Here is a 26,253-nt window from a genome sequence, read left to right on the forward strand (position 1 = left end):
AATTTTGAAGGATGTGTGAAATCAACCGATGGCAAACGATGACGTCAAGCGTCTAGTGATCGTTGAGTCGGCGACGAAGGCCAAGAAGATCGCCCCGATCCTGGGGCCGAACTACATCGTCGAGGCTTCCGTCGGGCACATCCGTGACCTTCCCCGGGGCGCGGCGGACGTACCGGCCAAGTATAAGAAGGAGCCGTGGGCGCGTCTGGGCGTCAACGTCGATAAAGATTTCGAGGCGCTCTACGTCGTCAGCCCGGACAAGAAAAAGAAGGTCTCCGACTTAAAGGCCAAGCTCAAGCAGGTCGACGAGCTGTACCTGGCGACGGACCCCGACCGTGAGGGTGAGGCTATCGCGTGGCACCTGCTCGAGGTGCTGAAGCCGAAGGTGCCGGTGCGCCGTATGGTGTTCCACGAGATCACGAAGAACGCCATCCTCGAGGCCGCGCAGAACACTCGCGAGCTCGATTACGACCTGGTCGATGCGCAGGAATCCCGCCGCGTGCTGGATCGCCTGTACGGCTACGAGGTTTCCCCGGTGCTGTGGAAGAAGGTCATGCCGCGCCTGTCCGCCGGTCGCGTGCAGTCCGTCGCTACCCGCGTGATCGTGGAGCGCGAGCGCGAGCGAATGAAGTTCGTCGCCGCGGAGTACTGGGACCTGAGCGCCACGTTCGGCGTGGTAGATGCTGTTTCTTCTTCTCTTGATGACGCCGCCCCGGACTCCTTTGAAGCACGGCTGGCAACGGTCGCTGGCAAGCGCGTGGCCCAGGGCCGTGACTTTGGCGACGACGGCAAGCTGAAAGCCGGTGCCAAGGAAACATTTGTGCTGGATGGGGCGAAGGCGAAGTCCCTGGCCGACGGGCTGCAGGGCCAGGAGTTCGCCGTGACGGCGGTGGAGGAAAAGCCCTACACCCGCCGCCCGTACCCGCCGTTTATGACCTCCACCCTGCAGCAGGAGGCTGGCCGCAAGCTCCGCTTCACCTCGGAACGCACGATGCGCATTGCGCAGCGGCTGTACGAAAACGGCCACATTACTTATATGCGTACCGACTCGACCACCCTGTCGACCGCCGGTATCGAGGCCGCCCGCAGGCAGGCCAAGGAGCTTTATGGTGCGAAGTTCGTGGCCGATGGCCCGCGCCAGTACTCCCGTAAGGTGAAGAACTCGCAGGAGGCTCACGAGGCGATCCGCCCGGCGGGCGAGACCTTCCAGACCCCCGGCCAGCTGAGCAATCAGCTGGATGCCGAGGAGTTCAAGCTCTACGAGCTGATCTGGCAGCGCACCGTGGCCTCCCAGATGGCCGACGCGAAGGGCCAGTCCATGAAGGTCACCGTCGCCGGCGACGCGAAGTCGGGCGAGACCTGCGAGTTCACCGCAACCGGCCGCACCCTGACCTTCCCGGGCTTCCTGAAGGCCTACGTGGAGGTCAGCCGCACCGCCGATGGCCGCGACGTGGCCGATAACGCGGAGAAGCGTCTGCCGCAGCTGACCAAGGGCGACGAGCTGAACGCGCGCGACGTGGCCGCCGACGGCCACTCGACGAACCCGCCGGCCCGCTACACGGAGGCCTCGCTGGTGAAGAAGATGGAGGAGATGGGCATTGGCCGCCCGTCGACCTACGCTTCCATCATCCGCACCATCCAGGACCGCGGCTATGTGCTGCCGCGCGGCAACGCACTGGTGCCCTCGTGGGTGGCCTTCGCCGTCGTCGGCCTGCTGGAGCAGAACTTCGGCGCGCTGGTGGACTACGACTTCACCTCCGCGATGGAGGACGAGCTGGACGCCATCGCGGCGGGCGATCAGGACCGTGTGAACTGGCTGAAGGGCTTCTACTTCGGCGATAGCTCCCGCCCGGATGCCCCGGGTGCGGTCGTGCCCCGACTGGGTGGCTTGAAGCACATCGTGGGCGACAACCTGGAGCAGATCGACGCCCGCCGGGTGAACTCCCTGCACATCTTCGATGATGAGAACGGCGTGCCGATCGTCGTCCGCGTGGGCCGCTACGGCCCCTACCTGGAGCGCATCAAGCCGGTGCCGGAAGGGGCACCGGAGGGCACCGAGCCGGAGGTACAGCGCGCCAACCTGCCGGAATCCATGACCCCGGACGGGCTGACCCTGGAGGTTGCCGAGAAGCTTTTCGCCACCCCGCAGGGCGGCCGAGAGCTGGGCACCAACCCGGCCAACGGGCGCACCATCGTCGCCCGCGAGGGACGCTACGGCCCTTACGTCACCGAGGTGCTCGGCGAGGACGAGGAATCCCGCGTGGCCGAGGAGGCCGTAAAGGTCTGGGAGGCCGAGCGCGATGAGCAGGATCGCGAGCGCGAGGCAGAGGGCAAGAAGCCGCTGAGCCGCGAGACCAAGACCGCGCAGGCGCAGAAGGAAAAGCGCGTCAAGCAGATCGTCGAGGAGACGCTGAAGCCCAAGACCGCCAGCCTGTTCAGCGGCATGGAGCCAGCCAGCGTGACGCTGGAAGAGGCCCTGAAGCTCATGAGCCTGCCGCGTGAGGTGGGCGTCGACCCGAGCGACAACGAAGTGATCACCGCCCAGAACGGCCGCTACGGCCCCTACCTCAAGAAGGGCAAGGACTCCCGTTCGCTGGCCAACGAGGAGCAGATTTTCACGATCACCCTCGACGAGGCCCGGCGCATCTACGCCGAGCCGAAGCGCCGTGGTCGCGCGGCCGCGCAGCCGCCACTGAAGCAGCTGGGTGATAACGACGTGTCCGGCAAGCCGATGTCCGTCAAGGACGGTCGCTTCGGTGCTTATGTCACGGATGGCACCACCAATGCCTCCCTGCGCAAGGGCGATACCCCGGAGACGATGACGGACGCCCGCGCGAATGAGCTGCTGTCGGAGCGGCGCGCCAAGCAGGCAGCCGAAGGCTCGGCACCTGCGAAGTCGAGCCGCAAGGCCGCGAAGAAGTCGGCCAAGAAAACGACGAAGAAGACGACCAAGAAGTCGGCGAAGAAGACCGCCAAGAAGCCGCCGACACTCACCAAGCGCACGGTGAAGAAGTCTCGCTAAATCGCCCTTACTTTTGGGCGGGAACTGATACGTTCATAAGTATGAACCAGCTCCCGAACTTCACCGTCGTCACCCTGGCCCCGAACCTGCCGGGCCCCGTCGCCGCCAAGCGTCTGCACGAGCTCGGAGGCACCGTCATCAAGGTCGAAGGCCCCGGCAAGGCCGCCGACCCTATGCGCCTGTACTGCGAGCCCTACTACCAGCACCTGGTGGAGGGGCAGGAGGTGCGCAGCATCGACCTGAAGCAGGAATCTGGCCTGCAGGAACTACACGAACTGCTGGCAGAGGCGGACCTGCTGCTCACCAGCTCCCGCCCCGCCTCGCTGCAGCGACTGGGGCTCGGCTGGGAAGACCTCCACGCACGCTACCCGTCCCTGGCGCAGGTGGCGATCGTCGGCCACTCCGGCGAGCACGTCGACGTTGCCGGCCACGACCTGACCTATGAAGCTCACGCAGGCACCCTCTCCTTCAACGGCGATGAGCCCGTCATGCCCGTAGTTCCCATCGCCGACCTGGCGGGCGCGGAACGCGCCGTCTCGCAGGCGCTGGCAGCCCTGTGGCAGGCTAGCGCCACCGGCCAGGGCAGCTACCACGAGGTCGCCCTGGCGGACATGGCCACGGAGTTCGCCACGCCCGCCCGCTTCCGCCTGACCGGCCCGGACACCCTGCTGGGTGGCCTGCTGCCGGGCTACGGCCTCTACCAGGCCGAGTGTGGGGGCTGGGTGGCTATCGCCGCGCTGGAACCGCACTTCTTCGTCGGCCTCATCGAGGCGCTGCACGCCGAAGGCCTGCTGCCGGAGGGCACCACGGCCGAGCAGCTGCAATCCAAGGGGATCACCGCCGAGCAGCTGGCCGCGGCAGTGGGGCAGAAGACGGCGGCGTGGTGGGACGAGGTGGCGTCGAAAAGAAACCTCCCCATCGCCGCAGTACGGCGCGGGGCCTAAGCCTCCGAACGGTCGGCCAAGGTCGCGCGGATGGGGCGGGCGATCTGCGTCATCTCGCGGCGGCCGCGCAGCTCCACAGACTTCATCATGGTCCAGCGGGCCTGCTCAGCCTCGTTGGCCGCGCGCAGGGTCGCGGCACTGGTCAGTACCTGCCCGGGGGTCTTCTTCGCCAGATCCGTCAGGCGAGCGGCCTGGTTTACGGCGTCACCGATGACGGTGTACTCGAAGCGATCCTTCGCGCCGATGTGGCCCGCGACGACGGACCCGGCGGCCACGCCGACTCCCGCGGCGAACTCCAGCCCCTGCAGCTTCGCCTTCAGCTCGCGGGCGGCGGCCAGGGCGTGGCCGGCCACATCGTCCAGTGGCAGAGGCGCACCGAACACGGCCAGCGCGGCATCGCCCTCGAACTTGTTGATGATGCCCTTGTTGGCGTGCACGACCTCCACCACGCGGTCGAAGAATTCGTTGAGGGCCTTCACCACGTGCTGCGGTTCCTTCTCCGTGGCGAACCCGGTGGAGCCGATCACGTCCACGAAGAGCACGGCCACGTGCCGAGTTTCGCCGCCTAGCTCTGGCTTTTCCTCCAGCGCACGGCGGGCGACCTCGGTGCCGACGTAACGGCCGAAGAGGTCCGAGACCCGCTGGCGCTCCTGCAAACCGCGCATCATCTCGTTGAAGCCGGCCTGCAGCACTCCGATCTCCGAGGAGTCGTAGATCCGCACGTCCGTGTTCACCTTGCCGCGGCGCACGCGGTTGATGGCGTATTGCAGTTCGCGGATCGGGTCAGCCACGGCCATGGAGAACAGTGTGGTGCCCATGAACCCGGTCAGCAGGGTGGTCAGCGCCAGCGCCAGCATTGCCGGGATGATGCCGCCGGAGTCTTCTGGATAGAACTCGGTGGCCGCAGCGAAGAGCAGCAGCACCATGCCCAGCACGGGCACGGCGGAGGTCAGCGCCCACGTAGTCATCAGGCGATGCGACAGCGGGGAGAGCCGCGAGTGATCCGGCGCGCCCTTGGCCAGCGCCTTCGCGGCGACCGGGCGCACCAGGCGCTCGGCCTCCATGTACGTCATCAGGCTCACCATCATTCCGCCGAGCGTGGCCGTCACTCCGACGGTTATGCCCCACTCGGTGCTATGCCGCCAGGCCACGACGGTGAACAGCACCACCCCGATGCCCCACAGCACAATGCCCGTGACGGTCTGCAGCAACGGAATGCGCAGTACCAGGTCGCGCACCATGTTTGGGTCGTAGGCCTGGGGCGTGCGCTGCCAGCGCAGCACGGGGGCGAAGAAGTACAACGTCATCGCGATGCCGGCGACCACGGCCACCCCGAAGTAGATCAGGTACAGCGAGGCGATGGTGGTATCCGGGCTCGTCAATTCGCGCGCGGCGGGCAGGGGGATGAAGAAGCGCAGGAATGTCGCCACGGCGGTCGCGCCGATGACGTTCGTGGCCAGAACGGTTGCTGCGTACAAGGGCCAGGAGGTTCCCCAGGCCCACGAGAGGTAGCGCAGCAGTTGTTTCATGCCCTTCAGATTAACGCACGTCGTCCCGCGCCGGGTGCGTCTGCCCTGTCCTTGTCTGTCCTTGTCGGTAGCTACACTGAGTAACCATGACGGAAACCACGCCGGCCACTACCGCGGCCACTACCCGGGCCACCGCCGCCGAAGAGGCGCCGGGGGTTTTCGGGCGCATCACCGCGGAGTCCGTCCGCCGCCCGCTGCAGAGGGCCGTGGAGGATCCGCAGGCGATGACCCACTCGTGGCTGTTTACCGGCCCGCCCGGCTCGGGGCGATCCATCGCGGCGAAGGTCTTCGCCACCGCGTTGGTGTGCCCGCACGGTGGCTGCGGCGAGTGCGACCAGTGCCGGAGCGCGGCCGCGGGCACGCACCCGGACATCCTGTGGGTCTCCACCACGGGAGTGGTGCTGACGGTCGACGAGATCCGCGGCGCCATCCACGAGGCCGCAAACATGCCCACCGTCGCCCGCTGGCGCGTGGTGGTTGTGGAAGATGCCGACCGCCTGAACGATGCCGCCGCCAACGCTTTGCTGAAGTCCGTCGAGGAGCCGCCCGCCCGCACCGTCTTCCTGCTGTGCGCGCCCTCGACCGACCCTTCGGATATTGCGATCACCCTACGGTCGCGCTGCCGCCACGTGTACGTGCCCACTCCCTCGCCGGCGGCGGTCAAGGGGGTTTTGCTTAGTGACGCCACCTTAGGCCTCAATGAAACCCAAGCCCAATGGGCCGCCGACGTCTCGGCCGGACACATTGGAAGGGCTCGCCACCTGGCCAGCGACGAGGCCGCCCGCACCAAACGCGCCACCGCGCTGAAGCTGCCGCAGCTGGTGTACGAACCCAACGCGCTGTACCGCTTCACCTCCGAGCTGGTGAAGAAAGCCGAGGAAGAGGCCGCCAGCGAGCTGGAAAAGCTGGATCAGCGGGAGCGTGAGGAACTGGAGAGCAGCCTCGGCGTGGGCGCGAAAGGCAAGGGTGCTGCAAAGGCTCAGCGGGGGGCGTCCGGAAGAATGAAAGAGCTAGAAAAAGAACAGAAGAACCGGCGCACCAGAAGAACCCGCGACTCGCTTGACCTGGCGCTGATCGACATTGCCGGGCTGTACCGCGATGCGATGCTGCAGGCCGCGGGCGCGGTGGAAGGCGATGGCGTGCCGGTGGGCGGCCACCAGCACCCGGACATGGCGGCGACGTCGAAGGAACTGGCGCGGCGTAATAGTGCGTCGGCGCTGGTGAGCTGCATCGATGCGGTGATGGAATGCCGCGAGGTGCTGGGGTACAACGTGCGGCCTGAGGTGGCGCTGGATGCGATGGCGGGGCGCCTGCAGCAGTGCTGTGGGGTGGCCTAGCGGGTATCCGGGCTAACCCCAGGTGGCGTTTTGGTGCTCAGGGTTTGCGTCGGCTAGGATAACGCTTCGTACTTAATGTACGCGCCGCTTTAGCTCAGTCGGCAGAGCGTTTCACTCGTAATGAAAAGGTCGCGAGTTCGATTCTCGCAAGCGGCTCCATGTGATGTCCCATAGCATTATTGACAGTTTGCTGTGGGACATTTTGATTGCTAGCGACTGCTAACGTTTCGCCGCTTATAAGCGTTTGGGTAGACAAAGCACTTCCAAGCTCACGAGTCTGCGTCCAATAATTCATAGAGCCGCACTCCGGGGCAAAGAAGGTTTTTGCACATCTCTACCCGAACTCCTTCAGAAAGGATTCTTCCCCAATGAAGATTCGCAAGTCGCTCATCGCCGGCGTTACCGCTGTAACTGTCACCGCAGGTCTCGCCGCACCTGCCCAGGCCGAAAACCACACCCCCACCACCCAAGTACAGGCTGCAGAAACTCCGAACACCAAGTCCCCGATTGGCTCACTGAACACAATCTTCGAAAACACCCCGGCGTGGCTGCGCTTCCCCCTCTTTGCACCGCTGGGACTTATCTGGGCCGTTATTTACAACCTAGTTGGCCTTCAGAACTCCGAAGGGCCATCCGGCAGTCTTTCTTAACCCGGTGTCGGAAGTTCGATTCTCGTAAGCCACTCCACTAAAAACCGTCCAACCTGCGGGAATGCCAGCAGGCGGAGGTCGGGTTTTGTGTTGGATGCTACAGCTTCTTGGCTACCAGGTCGTCCAGAGGCTCCGCAGAAAGCAGGTAAGGTGCTACCTCGAAGACCGTGCGGGCGCCCGTCTCGCCAGCCTGGCGCATGCGCCAGGCGGCGCGGCCGTAGGCCACCTGCACCGCAGCGGTGAAGTCGGGATTGCGCTCCAGCTTTAAGCCGAACTCAATCACGTGACCGGAAGTGCCCGCCTGGCCGCGGGTAATCACTTGCCCGCCGTGTGGCATGCCCTGGTGGTCGCGCTCGAAATCAGCTTCGGAGATGAACTCCACGATCGTCTCGTAGGGCGCGAAGTAGTCCGGCATCGTCACGATTGCCTCGCGGATCTGCTCCTTCAACTTCTCATCCGCCGCCGCATCGCCGGTCTCCTCAGCCACCACGAAGCAGTGGCGCAGGTGGCACTCGTTGGCTTTCAGATCCGCGCCCTCGCCTCGCTTCACGGCCTCGATAGCCTCCGGATTTGGCTTGGTGTACTGCACACCTTTGGCCACGCCGGTTACGCGACGCACTGCATCGGAGTGCCCCTGCGAGAGTCCAGGCCCCCAGAACGTCATCTGGTCGGCTCCCGGCAGCACCGCTCCGCCGAGTACACGGTTCAAGGAAAAGATGCCCGGATCCCAACCGGTGGAAATCATCGCAATGTTCTCGCCTTCTTGCGCGGACTTATCCATTACCGTCCGGTAGTTCGGGATCTCGCCGTGGTTGTCGTAAGTATCGACTGTGGTGAAGTGCTTGGCCAATTCGGGGGCCTGCGCTGGTACATCGGTGGCGCTGCCCAGGCAGACGAAGAGCACGTCCACCTCATCCTTGTGCTTTTCCACGTCCGCAGCTGGCAGAACACGGACCTGCGTATCGAGGGAATCGCGGCGGGAGAACACACCGACGAGTTCCATGTCGGGCTGGTCGGCAATAACCTTCTCAACGCTGCGACCCAGGTTTCCATAGCCAATGATGGCGGTGCGAATCATGCGGGGGAGTCCTTTCTAGATGTCCCTGTGCGGGCGCGACGCTCGTCCGACAGGAAGACGGGGAACCGTAATTGGATACCGTATTTAGATCCAGCCTATCCTCCTTTCGCTACCTGTCACTACCTGCCCCTTTAGCCGTGCTGTTGGTGCATCCGCGGCGAGCTCTATTGGAAGGAGGAGGGCAGGGCCAGTTTCTCGAAGGGGCTCAACCCACGGATGGCGGAGTTGGCGAAGCTGGCCACGACCAAGATCGCAAACATCGTCGCTGCAGAAAACAGCTGCACCCGGGAACCCGGGTCCGTTAGCATTAGAACCGCCAGCCCCGCCAGCACAACCAGCGTGGCGATGGTCAGCCAGGGGAAGCCCCACATGCGGATCGGCAATGCGCCGCCCGCGTGCTGTTCCAGGCGGTGGCGCAGACGCAGCTGGGAGACGACGATGAACGTCCAAACGATCAGCAGGGAGGCACCCGCGGAGTTCAGCATAAACGTCAGTAGCCAACCGGTATCCAGGTAGTTCAGAACCACCATCACGATGGACAAACACACCGAGAGAATGATCGCGGCGACGGGAACGCCTCGACGGTCTACACGGGTGAAAATTTGGGGTGCCTCATGACGATTGGCCAGGGAGAACATCATGCGGCTGGAGGCATAGATCTGCGCATTGAAGGCAGACAGTAGCGCCAGAACAATAATGGCTTCCATGAAGCCGACCACGCCCGGAATCCCGGCCAGATTCAGCACCCTAGTGAAGGGGCTATCGGCTGCGCTTTCCGCCTGTCCTAGGGAGGAGTGGGGGAGCAGGAAGGTAATCACCAGCACCGAACCCAAGTAAAACAGCGAGATTCGAGTGATGGTGGAGCGCACCGCGTTGATCAGCGAGCGCTGGGGATTCTCGGATTCCGCAGAGGCGATGGCCACCACCTCGATGCCCCCGAAGGCAAATGCCACAGCCAGAATTGCCGTGGCCACACCGCCCACACCATTGGGCATAAAGCCATCGGCGGTAAACACCTCAGTGCCGATGAAGGTATGCCCGGGCAGGAGACCAAAGACCAGGAGGAACCCAATGACCAGGAAAGCTACTAGCACCGCCACCTTGATGAACGCGAACCAGAACTCGAACTCGCCGAAGGCACGGATCTGCAGGAGGTTCACCACTCCGAAGAAAATTACGCATACGGCGGCGGGGATCCAGGCGTCAATACCGAACCATGCCCCCATAAAACTCGCCGCACCAGTGATTTCGGCGCCGAGCACCGCCACCGTGGCGAGCCAGTAAATCCACCCCTGAGTGAAGCCAGCCCAGCGTCCGATGCCGTGTTCTGCATATTCGGAGAACGAGCCGGAGGCGGGGATGACGGTGCCCATCTCGCCCAGCATTTGCATCACGAGGATCGCGATGAAACCCGCCACAATGTAGGCCAGCAGCACGGCTGGTCCGGCGGCTTCGATGCCTACTCCGGTGCCTAGGAACAACCCAGCGCCGATGGTGGAGCCCAGGCCCATCATCGTGAGGTGGCGGACCTTCAGCCCATTGCTTAGCTTGTCATCGCCTAGCTTGTCACTGCCTAGCTTGTCATCGCCGGTGCGCGAGTTCGCGTGTGAACTGGCGGTATCTGAGGAGGTGGAGGGGGTAGAGCTCATTCCTTAAGAATACGGTGTGGCCAAATGCGCCTCCGCCTTGGACTAGTCTTGGACCGGCCTTGAACCAGACTCGGATCAGACTAGGCGCCACGGAACACCGGTCTTCATACCCCGCGTAAGAGTTTTAGGCTAGTACCCCGCGCGGATTGCGCTGATCGCGAGCCGCAGGCGCGAGTCCACCCCGAAGCGCTTCATCAGCGAAGACACGTGCTTCTTCACGGTCGATTCCGCGTAGAGCGCCTCCTTCGCGATCTCCGCGTTGGAGTGCCCTTGGACTAGAAGCTGGAGGGTGGTGCGCTCGCCTTCCGGGATGCTTTCCGGGTCTGGCGCCGCGCCGGGTTGCTCTTGTTTATTTGGTGACGCCGACTTCCCCGCCTGCACAGCTGCCCCGCCAACAGAGCGTTCGGGGATGAAGTCCACGAGGCGTGAAAGGCACTCGGGAGAGACGGCGGTGCCGCCGTTCATCGCGTCCCGGACGGCTTGGATGAATTGCACGGGGCGGGCGCTTTTGATGATGTATCCCGCGCCGCCGCTGGTGAGGATCTCCAGCATCGTTTCGTCGGTGTCCATGGAAGTCATGGCGACGAACACAGGGGGATTGTCCTGAGATTGCAGGGTGCGGAGTAGCTCGATTCCGCCGACCTCTGGCATGTGGATGTCCGCCAACACGAGGTCGAGGTCTCCCCCTAGTCGCTCGATCTGTTCGAGGGCGACGGCGCCGTTCTCGGCTTCGGCTACGATCTCGATGTCTTTGGCGACAGAGAAGTAGTGCTTTAATGCCGTGAGTACACATGCGTCGTCATCGACTACGAGGATTCGTGTGGGGGAGCTACTTTCCATGATGGGTTATTTGCACCAAACCATTTCTGGGCTCTTGTCGCAGTTAAAGACGTCATACAGCGCGTAGGGGGTAGTCACAGGAGCTTCAATCCTTGGCGCTGGGATGCTCGCAGTGGCATTTGCAGAGGGGGCAAAGGCTGCGACACTTCCACTTACGGCAGTGATGAGAGCGAGTTTAAGGGCCTTGTTCTTACGCATATCTCTTCCAGTGGTGTTTCGTGGTTGGTTGTGGTGATCAGGGTGTCGCGAGTGTTGCGCGACTGTTTCCGACTTTAGGGAAAAAACTCACTGGGTGCGTTGAGAACGGCTGGGTGGCCAGAGAAAGTAGACTTTCGTACCTCCTTTGCTTAGCGAAAGCTAGCGCTTAGGCACCACACGCTATGGGAACCACATTTCTTCTGCCCTGTTTCGATTGTTCCTCGCGCTCTAGACGCCCAACGGCGAAGACTGACAAGGCCGAGCCTTGAGGACATTAGGGATGATTGACCTTCGGATTCTCCGGTGCCTTCCTTGGCCAGGTTCCAAATTCCAACAGTGTGAGGCTTCGTTTCCTTATCGATGGAGACAATGATGGGGGAACCTGGCTCAGCGTATTTGATGATGTTGGTTGCCCCCTCCAGGAGCAGCCGGTGGATGAGCATGCGCTGGCGCGTTCCCTGGGGAAGGTTTTCTGCGCATTCTTTCTGAGAGATTCCATTGGGAATGCCGTCAGCGTCTGCTGGTGAAAGTGCCAGTGAGGGTGAAGTAGAGGGGGCATGTAGGTGGGAAAGTAATGCATCCGAAGGGGCGCCCAGAGTAAAGAACACCCGAAAGCCGTGCTGAACGACTCTCTCGCGGAACTCCTCCAAGGAATCGGCAACAGCGGGTGCTTCACCGCTGGAGAGCGCCCAGTCTGTCGACCGGAGCAGATCGAGTAGCTTTCGGCTCTGCACCATGGCTTCTCGGCTGCTGTCCGCAATCGTTTCGAGATTATTGCGGAGTGATTCTTTGTCCAGGAGTTCGTTGCTTGTGTCTTCGTCTGCCTCCACGTCGAGTTGGAGACGCATGGTTTCGGAGCGCAATACAACGGAAGTTAGGGGGCCAGTCACAGAATCGTGGAGAGTGGTAGCGAGCTCCTGGCGGCGTTGCTTTAGTTCTCTCTGCCAGTCCGCGGCCAATTGGTGCCGCCTGCGTTCCTGGAATCCGAAAGCCCAACCAGAAAAGGAGCCAATGAGAAGGAGGATAGACCACATCAGAAGCGCAGAGGGGTCGATGTTGGTAATCAATTCTCCCGGTGATTCGACGTCTGGATCAAGTAGCCCCAGAGCCAATGTTCCAAGAGTCACTGCAATGGTGAGCAGGAGTTCACCCGCAAAGGCGATGACGCCACAGAATACGGGTGCCAAGAAGATAAAGGCGGGGAAGTCATCCACTCCAGAGAGGATCGCCAGAGTAAAGGTAACCAGGAAGAGCAGAGTCGCTAGACGTGGAAAACGTAGGCCGAGGGCAACGAACACGCAGAGGCTAAGCGAGATCAGAATTAGCTCGGTGGAGTAGGCATCAGGGGCGAGAGCAAGGTTCAGCCCGATAGCTACTGCGCATAAGAGAAACACCAGCAAGGGAGCTCTGACGTCGCGGTTGCGGGGCCCTTGTCGAGTAGAAGAAGCCGCAGGGCCAGTGGCCGTGCGGCTAGAAAAAGGGGATTTTCCAGGTGTTTTTCCGTTTTTAAGCACAGGTACCTTCGGGTGCCAAGAACTGGACTTCGCAATCTACTTTGGGCTACATCAAGTCTACTTTCGTACCGGAACCCCCGTTTGGCCTTTTCTGGAATTGCCTGCGATGCAACTATGGGAATCGAGGAACAACGGCATGGGAAACATGACGTTAGTGAGAATTCGAAGCTTGTTAAGTACGTCGAAAACCGCGGATACTTCGGCTTTCTTGAGGAGACAGAAAACTCGCATCCTCAGCACCACCGATGCGTGGCCAACCGGTTACGCAAGAACACAACACTCTCGGAGGAGAAACACCAATGGCTCTTGGAACGCATGAGCGCACCACTGCAATTGTCGAGGACCGAGCCCTGCTGGAGCTGGACCTGGAGCTCGATGCTCAGATCCTGACTGACCGCTCCCTGCAGATGGGCATCAGCGACGCTCTGGGCAATGAGGGCAAGTACTGCACCCTGTCCGTCGAGTGCCTGCCTTCCTGCAACTAGGTCTTCCTTCCTAACCTCACCCAAATTCCACTGTTCAGCGCTACAGCGTCAACACAACCATTGAGAGAATACCACCTAGCTGTAGCTACACCAATCTCAGTAAAGGAGAAACACCATGTCCAACTTCGTCAACCACTACAACAACGACGAGATCCGCAACATGATCAACGATGACCAGGACGTTGACGGCGGTATCGCACCGGCGATCATCGCAGCAACGATCGGCGCTTCTGTTGCACTGTGCCCCACCACTAAGTGCTCCAGCGCTTGCTAAAGCTCACTAAACCGACGAGAAAAGCTAGCTGGCCTTGGATCGGATAAGCACCCTTCTTGAGGCTAGTGGAAAGGATTCGAAGAATGTCTAAATACACTACTGAAGAATGGGCTTACCCGTTTGTCGGGATGGTGTTCGGTATCGCTGCCGGAGTCACTATGGACAACATGCTCGTTGGAGCCGCGCTTGCCATAATCTTCTCCTTCGTTGGTTATGCGATCGCCCACCGGTCTAAGGACGATTAGTAAAAACTCTCTGGGCATCGTGGTTGTTAGCGAACTATAGCTTCAACCATGATGTCTTTTTTAATACTCATTAGTTTTATTTATTCGCCTTCTGCTGACGCCATAATTCACCACTTTTACTGAACTTTCATATTCACCACATTTACTGCACTGCAAAGGTAGGGGACTAATGTCTGAATCTCCATGTTCGCAATCTGACTTTTCTACTTATCTGAACCCCTTTATAAAAAACTTCCGTGCTCAGCTCTTAGAAGACACTGTCGGAGGTGATGCGCCCCTTTTTAAGAGTTATGCGAACGCAGCCCCGGTTGTTGATTCCGCCTGCGAGTGGTTGGACAAACGAGTGCGCTGGGCCAGCCAGCGCTGCCTTATCGCGGCGTTTCATATGTGGCGCGAGGGCACTGATTATGTTGCGACCCCAGACTCTTCCGAAGCGCTGGAGAAGTTCTGCAGCCTTCTGCGCGCCCCCCGGCAACGTAAGGCACTTGTGGATGCTCAGTTTCCACTGCTCGCAGAGCGTCTGGAGCATATTGTCCGTTCCGCTCTGCGCTCGATCCTAGAATGCCTGCACCGCTTTGAACAGGATCGTAACCGCATCCCAGAGTATTTGAATCTGGAAGTGGATTCGTCGGTAGTGGGCATAGAACTGCACGATGAAGAGACCCATAACGAAGGGCGTTCGGTCACGTTCCTCACGCTGGCGGGAAGGAACTCGTCTGAATACGCAGACACCAGAAAGCTTGTATACAAACCCCGCAGTGGACAGGGGGAATTAGCCATCGACCGTGTGTGCCAGATGCTTGGCGCAGGCCGGTTCGAACATGTCCCACCCACCTGGGATCGCGGTGATTACTGCTGGCAGGAGTTTGTAGATGAGTGCGATGCCGATCAGTTCGACCCGCAGCACTTCTTTAAGAGTGCTGGGAGGCTGGTAACTGCCACTCACATCCTGGGAACGACGGATCTACATAATGACAACGTGCGGTGCAGCGCCAGCAGCACGCCAATGATCATCGACGGGGAAACCGCAGTGCAGTTGCGCGCCCCGGAGGGCGTGGAGGTTGATGCAACCGACATCCTTTCTTCCGGACTGATCCCAAGCGCACAGCAAGGGCTAACGGGGTGGAGGAACTTCGCCGGGCTGGGATTGAGCACAGATGAGAAGCCAACCCACATCGTTTTCGAGACTGTCAATGCTGGAACGGATGCAATTGCCTTTGAACGCAGTGAAGAGCTCTTGCCGGAGTCGACGGTTCTGCCGCGCAAGATCGTGACTGCTGAAGAGAAGACGCAGGCGTTCGAGTTCCTCATCGCCGAAGTGGAAAGCATACGAGATCGGTTGCTGTACACAGAGGGGCGCGAAGCTGTGGAGCTGCACCAGGTACTAGAGGAGATTCAGAAAACCTTGAGGTGGCGTCAGGTCATCCGTGCGACCAGTGGGTATCAGGCGATCTTAGATGCCACGCTGATGCCTGAGGCGACTACCGGGAAGGACGATCCGGCGGAGATGCTCAGGTCGGGGCCCAGTCGTTTTAACAGCCCGCGCTTGATTGGGGGAGTAGAGGTTCAGCAGATTGCTGATCTAGACATTCCATATTTCCAAGCGGACATCGAAGGGCGGCTGTGGGCGCGCAAATCCAGTGCCAACTTCGCTGACAATGCCGACGGCACGGTGACTCCCGACGATCCATGGGTGTACATTGCCGACCAAGGTTTTTCGAAAAGGCTTTCCCGCCCGACCGATAGGCTCGCTGACTTCCTGTCGGCGGACGGAGAAAGACAGATCGACGTGCTACGGACCAATGCAGAGATGATCGTCGGGCAGGTGTGGAGTGATCATCAGGCACTCGCCAGCAGTTGGTTTACTTCTTCCACATTTTCTACGACAAACGCCTGGGGAGACCCGGAAGAAAGGACATGCCGACCCGAGCAAAAGCTCCTCGCGTATCTGCAGAGTCAGGAAACCGGGATGCTGGAAACACGGCGCTGGCTATGCCACACCATCGGCGATAACGGTGTGCGGTACATGCTGGAAAGCCCTTCCATGTTCTACTCTGACGGAACCGCATGGGCACTGGGCCTTGAACGATGCTACGGACAGCCTTTAGAGCACACCCTGCTGGAGATGCTTACGAAGCATCAGGCTAACCCCCACGTGTGGGCCGCCTTCGGGCAAGGAACCACCCTCTTGGCTACTGGGCTCATCGAAAAGCTCAACCACGATGAGAAACGCCAGGTTTTTGACTCCCTAGGGGCGTCACTAGAAAAGACGCTGGAGGATAGCAACGAAGACCAACTGGGTGACTTCTTCGGCGGCTGGCTCGCTCCATTGGTGTTTCTTTCGAAGCAGTCCTCGAGTACCCGCAATATTGCGTTGCGTGACCTTCGGCTCGTACGCACTCTGGACGAGACAGAGTTGCGCTTGCTGCATCGAATTGAGACGGAAAGCGATTCGGCGGAACTAGGACTCGCTCACGGCTTGGCCGGCACGCTCCTCGCAGTTAGTAGCATGCGACGCCTCACGGGATCCGCAGCGGACAGTGCCGCAACTGTGCGCGTGCAAACGGAACACGAGCTCGCCCGGCGTATTGCTTCCCAAGCCGCTTTGATTTTGGGCGATGGTGGCGTCGATAAGCCCTTGGCGTTGTGCAATGGGGCCAGCGGAATGATGCTGAGCCTCCTGCACGGCGGATTCGGAGACATTGGGGAAGATCTCTGGCCTGAATACCAGAAAAGTATGGAGCAGCGCATCGCTCAGCTCGGTACCAGCGAAACCAAAGCACACGATATCTCCCTGTGCCACGGACTTGCTGGCGAGCTATTCACCCTGCGCCACGCTGAGCGCTACTTGGGCGATGCGGGGAACAGGGGTGCCGCGCGCGAATTGCTCGAAGAGCTGTCACGCCTCACTGAGAACGTTGTTTTCACAGGTCGAGGATATTGCGGTTACCCCAATAACACGCGGGACATGGGATTTCTCAACGGTTACGGTGGCCTATTCCATGCCCTGTACCCCGGGTACACGCCAGAACGTTTACACCACACAGAAACACCACCGGTTCCGGCATTCGTCGGGGGGAGGACCTCATGAGGTACAGGATCTATCAGCAATCTCGAAGCGCAGAATGCGGGTTGGCTTGCTGTGCCATGCTGCTTCGCCGCTGTGGGGTTGACGCGACACTCAACGAGTTGCGCGAAAAGTATGTTGTTTCCCGCGATGGCCTTAGCAGCAAGGAAGTCCGCCTTATCCTGATGGATTTCGAGGTGCCCAGCATCCAGTGCACCGGCGGCATCGAGGAGATGCGGGAGAACCTAAACTCCGGAGCGCAAATACTAACCCACCTCGACGGGGATCATTTTTGCCTCGTAGAGAAGATCACCCAGGGCACAGTTCGGTTGGCCGACCCGGGCGCAGGGCGCCATGACATTCCGCTTAGCGAGTTCTTGGAAAGGCAGGGTGCGTTCTACTGGACTATCCCAGACGCGACTGGGATCAAGGCTTCACTGACACGTGCTCGCCTCGGTGTCAGCGAATTGCGGCGTTCCCCCTCGCTCGGCGTGATCGGGAAGGCCGTGAGTGCCAATAAAGCACTCCTCGGTGCAGCTCTGCTGCTCAGTGCTGTCCTCATGGGGATGGCTTCGAGCGCACCTATGATCACCAGCAAGATCATCGATTCGTTGAGTGGTAACGATGGCGGGATCTCTCCGGGAACAGAGGCCTTTCTGCTCGTCGGTGTAGTAGCTACTGCCTACCTCGCAGTGTCCATTGCTCGCACCTGGATGGAATCCCGCCTGGTCAAGGCAATCGATTCCAGGTTGTCAGCCGAGTCGTATCAGAAGCTTCTTACGGCTCGGCTTGAGTACCTCAGTTCTCACTCACCCGGAGAAATGCTCTATAGCCTTAACTCGGCGCCGATCATCACCATGACTCTGGCCTCGCATGGCACCACGGTGGTTTTTAATGGCCTGCTCGTCGTGACGATGCTAGTGATCGTGACCTACATGTGGATGGTCATTGGCTTGATGTTCATGGCGGTTGCAGCTGTCTTGCTGGCCATCTTCGCAGTGACATTCTCGCGAACTTCGCAGTACAGCCGGGACGCTGTGCTGACGGGAGCGAAGGGTTCGGCCAAGCAATTGGAATCTATCGTTTCTATGACGCCCATCCGTATCAGCGCCGCTGAGGGGCACTTCTATGACGAGTGGAGTACAACCAACGGGCAGCGCCTTGAAGCGAGCTATCGCCGCAGCCTTTGGTCGGGATATACCACAGCGCTCACTGGCGCTTTGACCGTGTTTGGACCGCTGCTGCCGATTGTTATCGCGCTATCGGTGGGATCGGAGGCGACGACCATCGGTACCGTAGTTGCCTCCAGCGGACTGTTCTCCATTCTCATCAGTAACCTCACGCAGGCATTCACTGCGCTATCCGGGCTATCGGAACTGCGGGCGTCTATCACTCGAGTCGACGATGTGCTTTCCGCACCTCAGGAGACCTTCGGCGATCAAGAGGCGACGGACGGGAATACGATCGCCGCACGCGACTTGAGCTACCGTTACCCCGGTGCTCGGGAAGATGTATTCACCGGCCTCAACTTTGAGATTCGCTCCGGCGCAAACACTGCCTTGGTCGGCCCTTCCGGTTGCGGCAAGTCCACCCTGGCCAGGATGCTGTGTGGCTTGACCTCACCGTCGACGGGATCACTCACGATCGGCGGAGTGCCGGCGAACGAGATGGAGCCGAAGCAACGCGCCCGCATCATCGGCTTCGTACCGCAAGAGACGCATATGGTCTCCGGGTCGATTAGGGAAAACGTGGCCTTTGGCCGGGACATTGCTGATGACACTATCGTCGAAGCACTCCGCGATACGGAGATGCTGGAGACCGTCCGCGCCCTACCCCTGGGGCTGAGCACCCCGGTAGGGGAGATGGGCTCCGCCTTTTCGGGTGGCCAGCGCCAGCGGTTGGCCCTCGCCCGTGCACTCGCTGCAGCACCGCGAATTCTCATTCTTGACGAAGCGACGAGCGCCATCGACGTGCAAACCGAAAAGAAAGTCATGGGCGCCATCCGTCGCAGAGGCATCACCGTCATCAGTATCGCGCACCGGCCGACTGCCATGGAGGAATCCGATCAGGTCTTCAGGCTTCATCCGAACCGGCTAGAGGTCGAAAAGATCACCCCTCAAGACACACTCCACACAACGAGGAGCTTGGTTAATTCATGACCACCAACGCAGTAATCCAGAATCCCTCCACCACCAACCACAACGAAGACTCAGCTTGCCCAGCAGATGCGGTTATCGAGGTATCAAACCTCAGCCTCAAATTGGGTTCCAAGCGGGTGCTGAATAACCTCACCTTCCACGTGCCGCGGGGCAGAGTTACCCTCCTGGCCGGCCCTAACGGCGCCGGCAAATCCAGCGCCCTACAGACCATCTGCGGCTTGTACCAACCCACCAGCGGCGAGGCTGAAATTAACGGCCGTGTTTACGCCGAATTACCGGAACCCTCTCAAACGGTAGGGGCGTTGTTGGACGCAGAGTGGCTGGACCCGGCCTTGAGCGCCCGGGCGAACCTCCGCATTCTCAGCCAGCTTGCGGGGTTGCCGGACTCGAGGGTCGACGAGAGCCTTAGTAAGTGCGGAATCTTCAGTGTCGCTGACCAAAAGGTCGGGGAGTTCTCTCTCGGCATGCGTCAACGTTGCGGCATCGCCGCAGCAATGCTTCACGATCCTGAGGTGTTGATTCTCGACGAGCCGGTAAACGGCCTGGATCCGAACGGAATGACATGGTTGCGCGGATTTATCCGCGAGCACACCGAAAACGGTGGCACCACCCTGCTGTCCAGCCACTTCCTTTCTGATTCTGAGCGACTCGCAGAGCACCTCGTCATCATGGGTAAAGGGGAAACCCTCTGGGAGGGGGAGCTCGATGAACTAACGCATCGGGGTACAGCGTGCACGCTGTTTCGCTCCACCGATGATGAGGCGGTTGTCGCTGAGCTGTGGCGTCACCATCAAGAACAAAAAAACAAACAATCGCAGCAGTGGCGAGACCCCGTCACCGTCTACCGCGCCATTCGTGTAGCGGCGACACCGCTGGAGGTATCGGCCGCAGCCCGCTCGGTAGGAGTCGACCTGCTGCATCTCGAGGAAAACAGTGGTTCTCTCGAAGAAGAGTTCCACCGCATCACAGAAGGAGCTGTGGAATTCAAATGAGCACCCCAACGATTGATCGCACAAAACAGCAAACCAGTGGAACGAAGGCGGGAGCACCGCGCCAAACCCAACAACCAAGCCTCGTTACACGCTTTAAGCGGGCACTGCGCGCCGAACTTACCCAACTCAAGGAAGGGCGAACTGGCCATACGATCATGGCGCTCGTGGCCGTTGCTTCCGTAGCCTGGTCGTGTTTCTTTACTTTCCTGATTCTGAAGTACGGCGATGGCGGGCAAACGGTGCCTTCCGCTCGGATGCCCGTAGCAGGAATTTTCCAGGTGGGTGTCTACGGACTCCTGGTGTGGACCTGCTGGCAGTTTCTGCGGGAGGAATCCACTCGACAGTCCAAACTCAAGGCTCTGATGATGCCCACGAGGGGCTTGACCTGGGGTGCGAAGCTGTGTTGGACGATGCTCACAGCCGTGGTCGCTTTCCTAGTTACCGGAGTTTTATCGACTGTCGTCACCCTGGCCGTAACAAAGCTGATGGGGCTTGAGATTTCCGAAGTCATCGGTACGCCCGTCGAATATGTAGCGTTGGCCGCTCAGATTGTTTTGCTGGCTGTAGGGACAGTCTTCTTCGCCGCAGCGCTGTCCATTGCGATCCGCGCCATGGGCTACGCCATTGCCGTCACCCTGGGATGGCTCATGCTTTTCGAGGGAATGATTGATGGCTCTGATCCCGCCCAGCGCGTGATGCACTCGCTGCTTCCCTTCGCCAATGGCACCCGTTCCTACGAACAGGTCGACCCCAGCCAGTTCCTATGGAGCCCTGCGTTTAGCGTGGTGTACTTCCTCGGGGTAACAGCAGGGTTGTTTATCCTGACGCTCGCTTATGCCGCCCGGAGGCCGGGTGCAGGTGCGCATTCTAAGGAGGCGACCGCATGAGTATCGCCTTAACCAAGTCCGTAGCTATTCGGGACAAGCTCCGCAAACGCATTGTCGAGCACAGTTGGATTAGCGAAGGCGAAGTGAACGCGGCTGTGCAGGCGGCGCACCGCTCGCTTCTTAATCGCTACCCGCGGGAGCTGGTGCTGGAGCTCTCGCAGAATATCTGTGATGCTGTTGCTGACCTGCAGGATCTTCGATCTTCCGGGGAGGCCGTAGACGTCACTCAATTCTCGCAGTACATCTTCCCGGCGCTCCGCCGACTGGTTGTGCCGTCCTCCGAAAACAGCTGGCCGCGCGTAGAACCTTTCCAAGACGCGGTAGTCGAACAATGGACCCAGGAGGCTGCACGGATCGCTGGCCGCTGGTTGCAGGAACAGCTCATCAGCGGTGAACGGTTGAAAGCCAACCCTGAATCCGCCGTGGCGATTCGCCTAGCCTGGGCGCTTGAGCGCTCCGCGATTGCATTCGCTGAGGCGGAGCAACACCTGCTTGAAGACGAACTTAAGCTTCTGGATGCTGGAGTTGTGCGTGCAAGTCAGACCATAAACCCCAGCACCGAGCGGTTGTCGGAAGCAGTGACACAGGTGATAGGTGGCCTTGGCGATCCCCACTGCGGGCACCACACGGTGTTGCGCATCGACTTCACAGAAGGCCGCAGCGTAATCTACCGACCTCGCGCCATGGATAGCGATGCTGCGATGATGCAGATCACTGACCTGCTGGGGTTCCCTCGTGCGCCACGGTGCATAACCTCTGCAGATCACGGCTGGTCGGAGTACATCACGGACGCGGAAGAAAGCGAACGTCCGGCAGTAGCGTACTGGCACGCGGCTGGCCAGTGGCTAGCCCTTGGGCATGTCCTGGCCGGTACGGACTTCCATTTCGGTAACTTCCTGGCTGCTGAAGGGCTGCCCACTCTGATCGATATGGAAACGCTGTTTCAGCCTGAATTTGGTCTGTGGGAAACGGAGAACGAACAGCGCTTCAACCAGACAGTCCTGCGCGTCGGGCTCCTGCCGCACCGCATCGGAAAGGGGGCGGACTCGGTTGAGACCGGGTTGATCCGCCAACGCACGGCTGAAGGAGCGAAGTTCCCCTTCCCGGTTCCCCGCGTAACCGTGGGAGAGGACGGCGAGCGACGCTTTGAAATGATCTCCACGATGCCTGAAGAGGATCCGGCGGGGGTGTACATGGATCGCGATGATGCCACGGTCGACGAGGTGAGGTTGGCTGTTCGCCAGGGTTTTGACGCCGGCATTCGAGCCCTCGCAGACTCCAGCGACACTGTGGAGAGGATTGTGGCCGAGCACTCCCAAATCCGGAGCCGTGTGATTCTCACTCCGACTTACCGTTACGCACACGTGCGTAACGTGGCAGTGAACCCGCACATTGTTGATGATCCGGAACTGGTTGCGTGGGCGAATGCCCAAATCCTTCTATGGGGAGATAAGCAGCTGTGGGAAGCAGAGATGAGCGCATTGGCGGAAGACGATTACCCAGCCTTTAGCGTTGCCCGCGATTCCAGGGAGATCAGGAGCCTGGATGGCAGAGCCCTGGAGAGTGGCCCCCCGGGCGTCGGGGACAAGGCGGAAGACGATTCGGCGCATGCCAAAATCGTGCGCAGTCCTGCTGCGGTGGTCCAGTGCAACCTGCGAGCTTTGCGAGCCAAGAGCGAAGGAGAACTAGAGCAGGCCGTGGCCGACCAGCTGAAGTGGATCGATGCTAGCTTTATCGGCCGTTACCAGCAGAATCGTTTCAACGCACCGGAGGAATACGCAACCACAATCGGAACTCCACTCGAGTTGCTTGAGCAGGTCACCGATTTCCTTGTGCAGCGGGCAGGTCACAATCCGGAGTCGATTTTCGGCACCGACTTTCTCGCTTCGACAGTTGGGGAGGACTTCGACCGCAATTGGCAGCCAGGTGCCAGCTCTGACCAGTTTTATGGCGGGACAGCGGGCAGCCTTTACTTCCTTGCTTGCCTGGTCAGCGCTGCGGATCAGGGAAGAATTCCTGCCGAGACGAGCGACGTTACAGCGGTTCGAGAACTTCTGGAGCGCGCTGTGTCCAGCCTTGGTGACCAACTTGGTGGAACCGGAGGCATGCCTTTGGTCGTACCCTGGGAGCACACGCCTTCCGGATGGAGCTCAGGGACTATGGGGCAGTTGCTGGCTCTGGCGCAGTGCCGTGCCAGTGCCACGCCGCCCAGCGACGAAGCTATTCCCAATCTCATCTCCCAAGCAACAAGAGACCTGCGAGTCTACTGGGCGGGGTTGAGTGAAGAGGAGATCGCCGGGCTTGCTGTGAGCGACCTGGAAGTTATCAACGGGCTGGCAGGCAACATTCGCGTCCTCAGTTATCTTGGTGAGGTGGAAGGCAAAGAGGCCTACCTCAACATCAGTTCGGGAGTAGCCGCTGGCGCGCAAGTGCTGGAAACGTGGTTGAGCCTCCAACCTTGGAATGACGAGGACTTCTGTGGCTATGCTCACGGGCTCGCAGGGATCGTGGATACTTACCTGGGAATCGGCGGTAACCCCCATACCGCCCGCCTCGCTGTACAGCACATCGTGGATTTCTTGCAGCGGAGCGAACCCGATAGCATCGCCGCCGGTTGGTGCCATGGAGCGGCGGGTTATGGGCTGCTCGCCGTAACTCTCATGCGCTCCGTGGATGCTGACTTGCGCGACCGCGCCCAACAGGTGTTGCAGCTTATTGCCCCGCAGTTGTTGAAGGAGCGCGACCACGTGGGGCTATCCGCATGCCACGGCAGCATTGGTGTGCTCGAAGTAGTTGCAGTGCTGGAGGAAGCCTCAGCAGGCACCAGAGTGGAATTACCCTGGGAGCCCGGCTGGCTAACGGCTGCGCAGCGGGACCTGGTGGAGAGAACTATGCCTGCAGACATGGCAGGCGCCAACACCAAGGAGACGTTCTCCGGCTCTTTAATGTGCGGAATGGCCGGGATCGGCCAATACCTCTTGGGGCTGAGCACGGACGGCTTTGCTGAGGCGCACGGCGAAGAGGCAACTAGTGGCGTCACAAATGTCCTGGGCAGGGCACCGCGCCTCGTCGCCGCACCGTGGCACGGGTAGCCGAACCCAGCTAACCCGCCTGCCCCGCGGCCGGGTCCGACTCGTACTTGGGAACCATCGCCTCGTAGCCCTCCATCAGCTTCAGGTCCGTGATGTGGTCCGGAATGCCGAAAGCGTCCACCAGCGTCTGCGACCAGGGCCCCAGGGAATCCACCAGGTCGTTCAGCGCTGCGCGGGCGGCCTTGGTGCGGGTACCCGTCAGCAGGTTTTGCTCCAGGTACCAGCTGGCGTTGTCCACAATGCAGCTGAGGAAGTACACCAGGCGCACCTGCTCCAGCACGCGCTGCGCGTCTTCCGAATCCAACTTGGACTCCGCCTCCACGAAGGCCTCGAAGATAATGCGATCCACGTGCGCCCAGCCGACGGCCAGCAGGTGATCCTGCGCGCCATCGACTACCTTCGCCGCTTCGTCCACATCCATCTTGCGGGCGGGGCGCAGGCGGCGGGCGAGGGAGCGCATCAGGCGATCCTCCCGCTCGCTCAGCAGGTTGATCTGGTAGGCCGGGTCGAACAGCGAAGTCTCTTCGGAGTCGCTGAAAGTATCCACCAGGTTCTGGATCAGCGCGTCTGCGGCGGTGCGGCGGCGCAGCAGGTTGCCGAAGCTATCCAGGCCGAAGCGCACCATCTCCATCGGGTTCAGGCCGCCGAGCTCCTTGGCGAAGCCTGTCATCAGTTCCTTCCCTGCCAGCTGCATCATCACTACGTTGTCGCCCTCGAAAGTGGTGAATACATCCGAGTCGGCCTTCAGCGTGGTCAGCAGGTTCTCCGCCATGTAGCCTGCGCCGCCGCAGGCCTCGCGGGCCTCCTGGATCGTGTCGGTGGCGTGCGCGGTGTTGGCGGCCTTCAGCGCTGCGGCGTGTGCCTCAACTTCTCGCTGGTCGGCCTGCTGTTCCTTGGTGTATTCGGTCGGTTCCACGCCCCGCTGGTCCAGCTCGTGCACGCGCGCGATCAGCTTGTTCGTGGCGAACTGCAGGCCGTAGGCGCGGGCCACGCGCGGGATGAGGCGCAGGCGGTGCCAACGGTGCTCGATCAGGCGGTTTTCGGGTAGCGAATCGTCGGGAGCGAATTGACGCCGCAGGTTCGCGTACGTCACAGCAATGTCTAGCGCGGTGCGGGCGGCCGCGCCTGCGGCAGCTCCCACGGTCACGCGCCCGCGCACCAGGGCTCCGAGCATCGTGAAGAAGCGGCGGTTCGGGTTTTCAATGGGGGAGGTGTAGTTGCCGGCCTCGTCCACGTCGGCGAAGCGGTTCAGCAGCGCCTCGCGGGGTACGCGGTGATTATCGAAGCTGATGGTGCCGTTGTCCACGCCCTTCAGTCCGCCCTTGTGGCCGTGGTCGCCAATGCGCACGCCGTCGATGGGGGAGCCGTCGTCTTCGCGGATGCGCACCAGCAGGCAGTGCACGCCCTGCGATTCAGCCTGTGCGTCGTCGCCTGCCTCGGTCGCGTTCTTAGCGTCGGGGACAATGAGCTGCGCAAACACTGCCGCCCAGCGGCCATCGCGCGCCGCATTGCCGATAAACCACTTCTCGGCAGAGGCGGTGGGGGAGTTGATGATGAACTCCTGCGTCTCCGCGTCATAGGTCGCCGTGGTCTCCAGCTGCTGTACGTCGGAGCCGTGGCCGCGTTCGGTCATGGCGAAGCAGCCGAGGGCCTCGAGGTTCATCAGCTTCCCCACCATCTCCTGGTGGCGCTCGGTTCCCAGGTTGCCGACGGCGCCGCCGAACAGGCCCCACTGCACTCCGGACTTCACCATGAGCGACAGGTCGGCATGCCCCAGCATCTCGATGGAGGTCAGGCAGCGGCCGGTTTCTCCCGTGCCGCCCTGGTCGGCGCGAAAGGCGTGGTTCGGCATGCCGGATTCGAGCACACGCTGCAGGTGCTCGGTGGTGCGGGCACGAGACTGCTCGAGGTCCAGGTCGGTGCGCGGCAGGATGTCCGGATCCGCCAGCAGACTACGGGTTTCCTCGCGTGCTTCCGGGAAGTCGCCGTCGAGGACGGTCTGCAGAGCCTTTGCTATTGACGCCTGCGTCTCAGCGGTTGGAGCTGTGGACAAGGTCTTGGGCGCCGAGGTGGAGCGGTGGAGTTTGTTTCCAGACTTGTCAGCAATTCCATCGGCTGGGCTCGATGTGACCGAGCTATCAGTCGTTGCGGTGTTTTCGGTCGTGTTTTCGGAATTGTTTGGTGACATGAAATTAAGGATACGCAAGAGTGTGATCCGCAACTCGAAAATTTGCTAATAAATCTATGACTAAATCATCGGACAAAGCGTGGTAGCTGCAGCGTTGCGTTGG

18 protein-coding genes and 1 tRNA gene are annotated in these 26,253 nt (G+C 60.8%); 13 read left to right on the forward strand and 6 right to left on the reverse strand.

Translation table 11 applies throughout. From position 1 onward, the window contains the following. The first annotated feature begins 28 nt into the window (after window positions 1–28). Together topA and L8V00_RS00355 are read left to right on the forward strand one after the other, a co-directional pair. Window positions 29–3,022, forward strand: a complete 2,994-nt coding sequence (gene topA / locus L8V00_RS00350; protein WP_239316540.1) for a type I DNA topoisomerase — start codon at window positions 29–31, stop codon at window positions 3,020–3,022. 41 nt (window positions 3,023–3,063) lie between these two features. Continuing rightward, window positions 3,064–3,966 carry a CoA transferase gene (locus tag L8V00_RS00355; RefSeq protein ID WP_239316538.1) on the forward strand — a complete coding sequence of 301 codons (903 nt, stop codon included), beginning with the start codon at window positions 3,064–3,066 and terminating at the stop codon, window positions 3,964–3,966. On the opposite strand, the gene L8V00_RS00360 is transcribed toward L8V00_RS00355, so the two are convergent. Continuing rightward, a complete protein-coding gene (locus L8V00_RS00360) occupies window positions 3,963–5,495 on the reverse strand; it encodes an adenylate/guanylate cyclase domain-containing protein (protein WP_269943905.1) in 1,533 nt (510 codons plus the stop codon). The genes L8V00_RS00355 and L8V00_RS00360 overlap by 4 nt on opposite strands. Before the next feature lie 86 nt (window positions 5,496–5,581). Between L8V00_RS00360 and L8V00_RS00365 the strand changes: the two genes are divergently transcribed. The 3 genes from L8V00_RS00365 to L8V00_RS00375 all read left to right on the forward strand — a co-directional run bounded on the left by L8V00_RS00365 (window position 5,582) and on the right by L8V00_RS00375 (window position 7,482). Next, window positions 5,582–6,832, forward strand: coding sequence for a DNA polymerase III subunit delta' (locus L8V00_RS00365; RefSeq protein WP_035002904.1), 1,251 nt, complete (start codon window positions 5,582–5,584; stop codon window positions 6,830–6,832). 83 nt (window positions 6,833–6,915) lie between these two features. Further along, a tRNA-Thr gene (locus tag L8V00_RS00370) sits at window positions 6,916–6,991 on the forward strand. 209 nt (window positions 6,992–7,200) lie between these two features. After that, the gene (locus L8V00_RS00375; RefSeq protein WP_049048828.1) at window positions 7,201–7,482 is read left to right on the forward strand and encodes a hypothetical protein; all 282 of its coding nucleotides are present in this window, start codon (window positions 7,201–7,203) and stop codon (window positions 7,480–7,482) included. A 97-nt stretch (window positions 7,483–7,579) separates the two neighbouring features. Here the strand turns inward: L8V00_RS00375 and L8V00_RS00380 are convergent, their stop codons facing one another. The 4 genes from L8V00_RS00380 to L8V00_RS10040 all read right to left on the reverse strand — a co-directional run bounded on the left by L8V00_RS00380 (window position 7,580) and on the right by L8V00_RS10040 (window position 12,761). Beyond that, window positions 7,580–8,560: a diaminopimelate dehydrogenase gene (locus L8V00_RS00380; protein WP_269943906.1), complete on the reverse strand. Its 981-nt coding sequence runs from the start codon at window positions 8,558–8,560 to the stop codon at window positions 7,580–7,582. Window positions 8,561–8,724: 164 nt separating this feature from the next. Continuing rightward, complete coding sequence (locus L8V00_RS00385; RefSeq protein WP_338027522.1) at window positions 8,725–10,074, reverse strand: amino acid permease; 1,350 nt, start codon at window positions 10,072–10,074, stop codon at window positions 8,725–8,727. 264 nt (window positions 10,075–10,338) lie between these two features. After that, complete coding sequence (locus tag L8V00_RS00390) at window positions 10,339–11,049, reverse strand: response regulator (RefSeq protein WP_035002908.1); 711 nt, start codon at window positions 11,047–11,049, stop codon at window positions 10,339–10,341. A gap of 347 nt (window positions 11,050–11,396) precedes the next feature. Beyond that, window positions 11,397–12,761 carry a sensor histidine kinase gene (locus L8V00_RS10040; protein WP_153245958.1) on the reverse strand — a complete coding sequence of 455 codons (1,365 nt, stop codon included), beginning with the start codon at window positions 12,759–12,761 and terminating at the stop codon, window positions 11,397–11,399. A gap of 299 nt (window positions 12,762–13,060) precedes the next feature. Here L8V00_RS10040 and L8V00_RS00400 point away from each other — a divergent pair, with 299 nt between their 5' ends. The 8 genes from L8V00_RS00400 (at window position 13,061) to L8V00_RS00435 (ending at window position 23,962) form a co-directional block, all read left to right on the forward strand. Next, window positions 13,061–13,246 carry a lichenicidin alpha family lanthipeptide gene (locus L8V00_RS00400; protein ID WP_035002911.1) on the forward strand — a complete coding sequence of 62 codons (186 nt, stop codon included), beginning with the start codon at window positions 13,061–13,063 and terminating at the stop codon, window positions 13,244–13,246. A gap of 115 nt (window positions 13,247–13,361) precedes the next feature. Further along, complete coding sequence (locus L8V00_RS00405; RefSeq protein ID WP_192816624.1) at window positions 13,362–13,520, forward strand: class II lanthipeptide, LchA2/BrtA2 family; 159 nt, start codon at window positions 13,362–13,364, stop codon at window positions 13,518–13,520. 83 nt (window positions 13,521–13,603) lie between these two features. After that, window positions 13,604–13,765, forward strand: coding sequence for a hypothetical protein (locus L8V00_RS00410; RefSeq protein ID WP_153245959.1), 162 nt, complete (start codon window positions 13,604–13,606; stop codon window positions 13,763–13,765). A 169-nt stretch (window positions 13,766–13,934) separates the two neighbouring features. After that, complete coding sequence (locus L8V00_RS00415) at window positions 13,935–16,856, forward strand: DUF4135 domain-containing protein (RefSeq protein WP_269943908.1); 2,922 nt, start codon at window positions 13,935–13,937, stop codon at window positions 16,854–16,856. Then, window positions 16,853–18,991 carry a peptidase domain-containing ABC transporter gene (locus L8V00_RS00420; RefSeq protein WP_080722654.1) on the forward strand — a complete coding sequence of 713 codons (2,139 nt, stop codon included), beginning with the start codon at window positions 16,853–16,855 and terminating at the stop codon, window positions 18,989–18,991. Before L8V00_RS00415 ends, L8V00_RS00420 begins: the two co-directional genes overlap by 4 nt. Continuing rightward, window positions 18,988–19,983, forward strand: coding sequence for an ATP-binding cassette domain-containing protein (locus L8V00_RS00425; protein ID WP_269943909.1), 996 nt, complete (start codon window positions 18,988–18,990; stop codon window positions 19,981–19,983). The genes L8V00_RS00420 and L8V00_RS00425 overlap by 4 nt, the downstream gene beginning before the upstream one ends. Continuing rightward, a complete protein-coding gene (locus L8V00_RS00430) occupies window positions 19,980–20,870 on the forward strand; it encodes a hypothetical protein (protein ID WP_269943910.1) in 891 nt (296 codons plus the stop codon). Before L8V00_RS00425 ends, L8V00_RS00430 begins: the two co-directional genes overlap by 4 nt. Further along, complete coding sequence (locus L8V00_RS00435) at window positions 20,867–23,962, forward strand: DUF4135 domain-containing protein (RefSeq protein WP_269943911.1); 3,096 nt, start codon at window positions 20,867–20,869, stop codon at window positions 23,960–23,962. Before L8V00_RS00430 ends, L8V00_RS00435 begins: the two co-directional genes overlap by 4 nt. A 10-nt stretch (window positions 23,963–23,972) precedes the next feature. Here L8V00_RS00435 and L8V00_RS00440 read toward each other — a convergent pair whose 3' ends face one another. Further along, the gene (locus tag L8V00_RS00440; protein WP_269943912.1) at window positions 23,973–26,150 is read right to left on the reverse strand and encodes an acyl-CoA dehydrogenase family protein; all 2,178 of its coding nucleotides are present in this window, start codon (window positions 26,148–26,150) and stop codon (window positions 23,973–23,975) included. Between the last annotated feature and the right edge of the window lie 103 nt (window positions 26,151–26,253).

Source organism: Corynebacterium evansiae, assembly GCF_027570065.1.
Lineage (GTDB): Bacteria > Actinomycetota > Actinomycetes > Mycobacteriales > Mycobacteriaceae > Corynebacterium > Corynebacterium evansiae.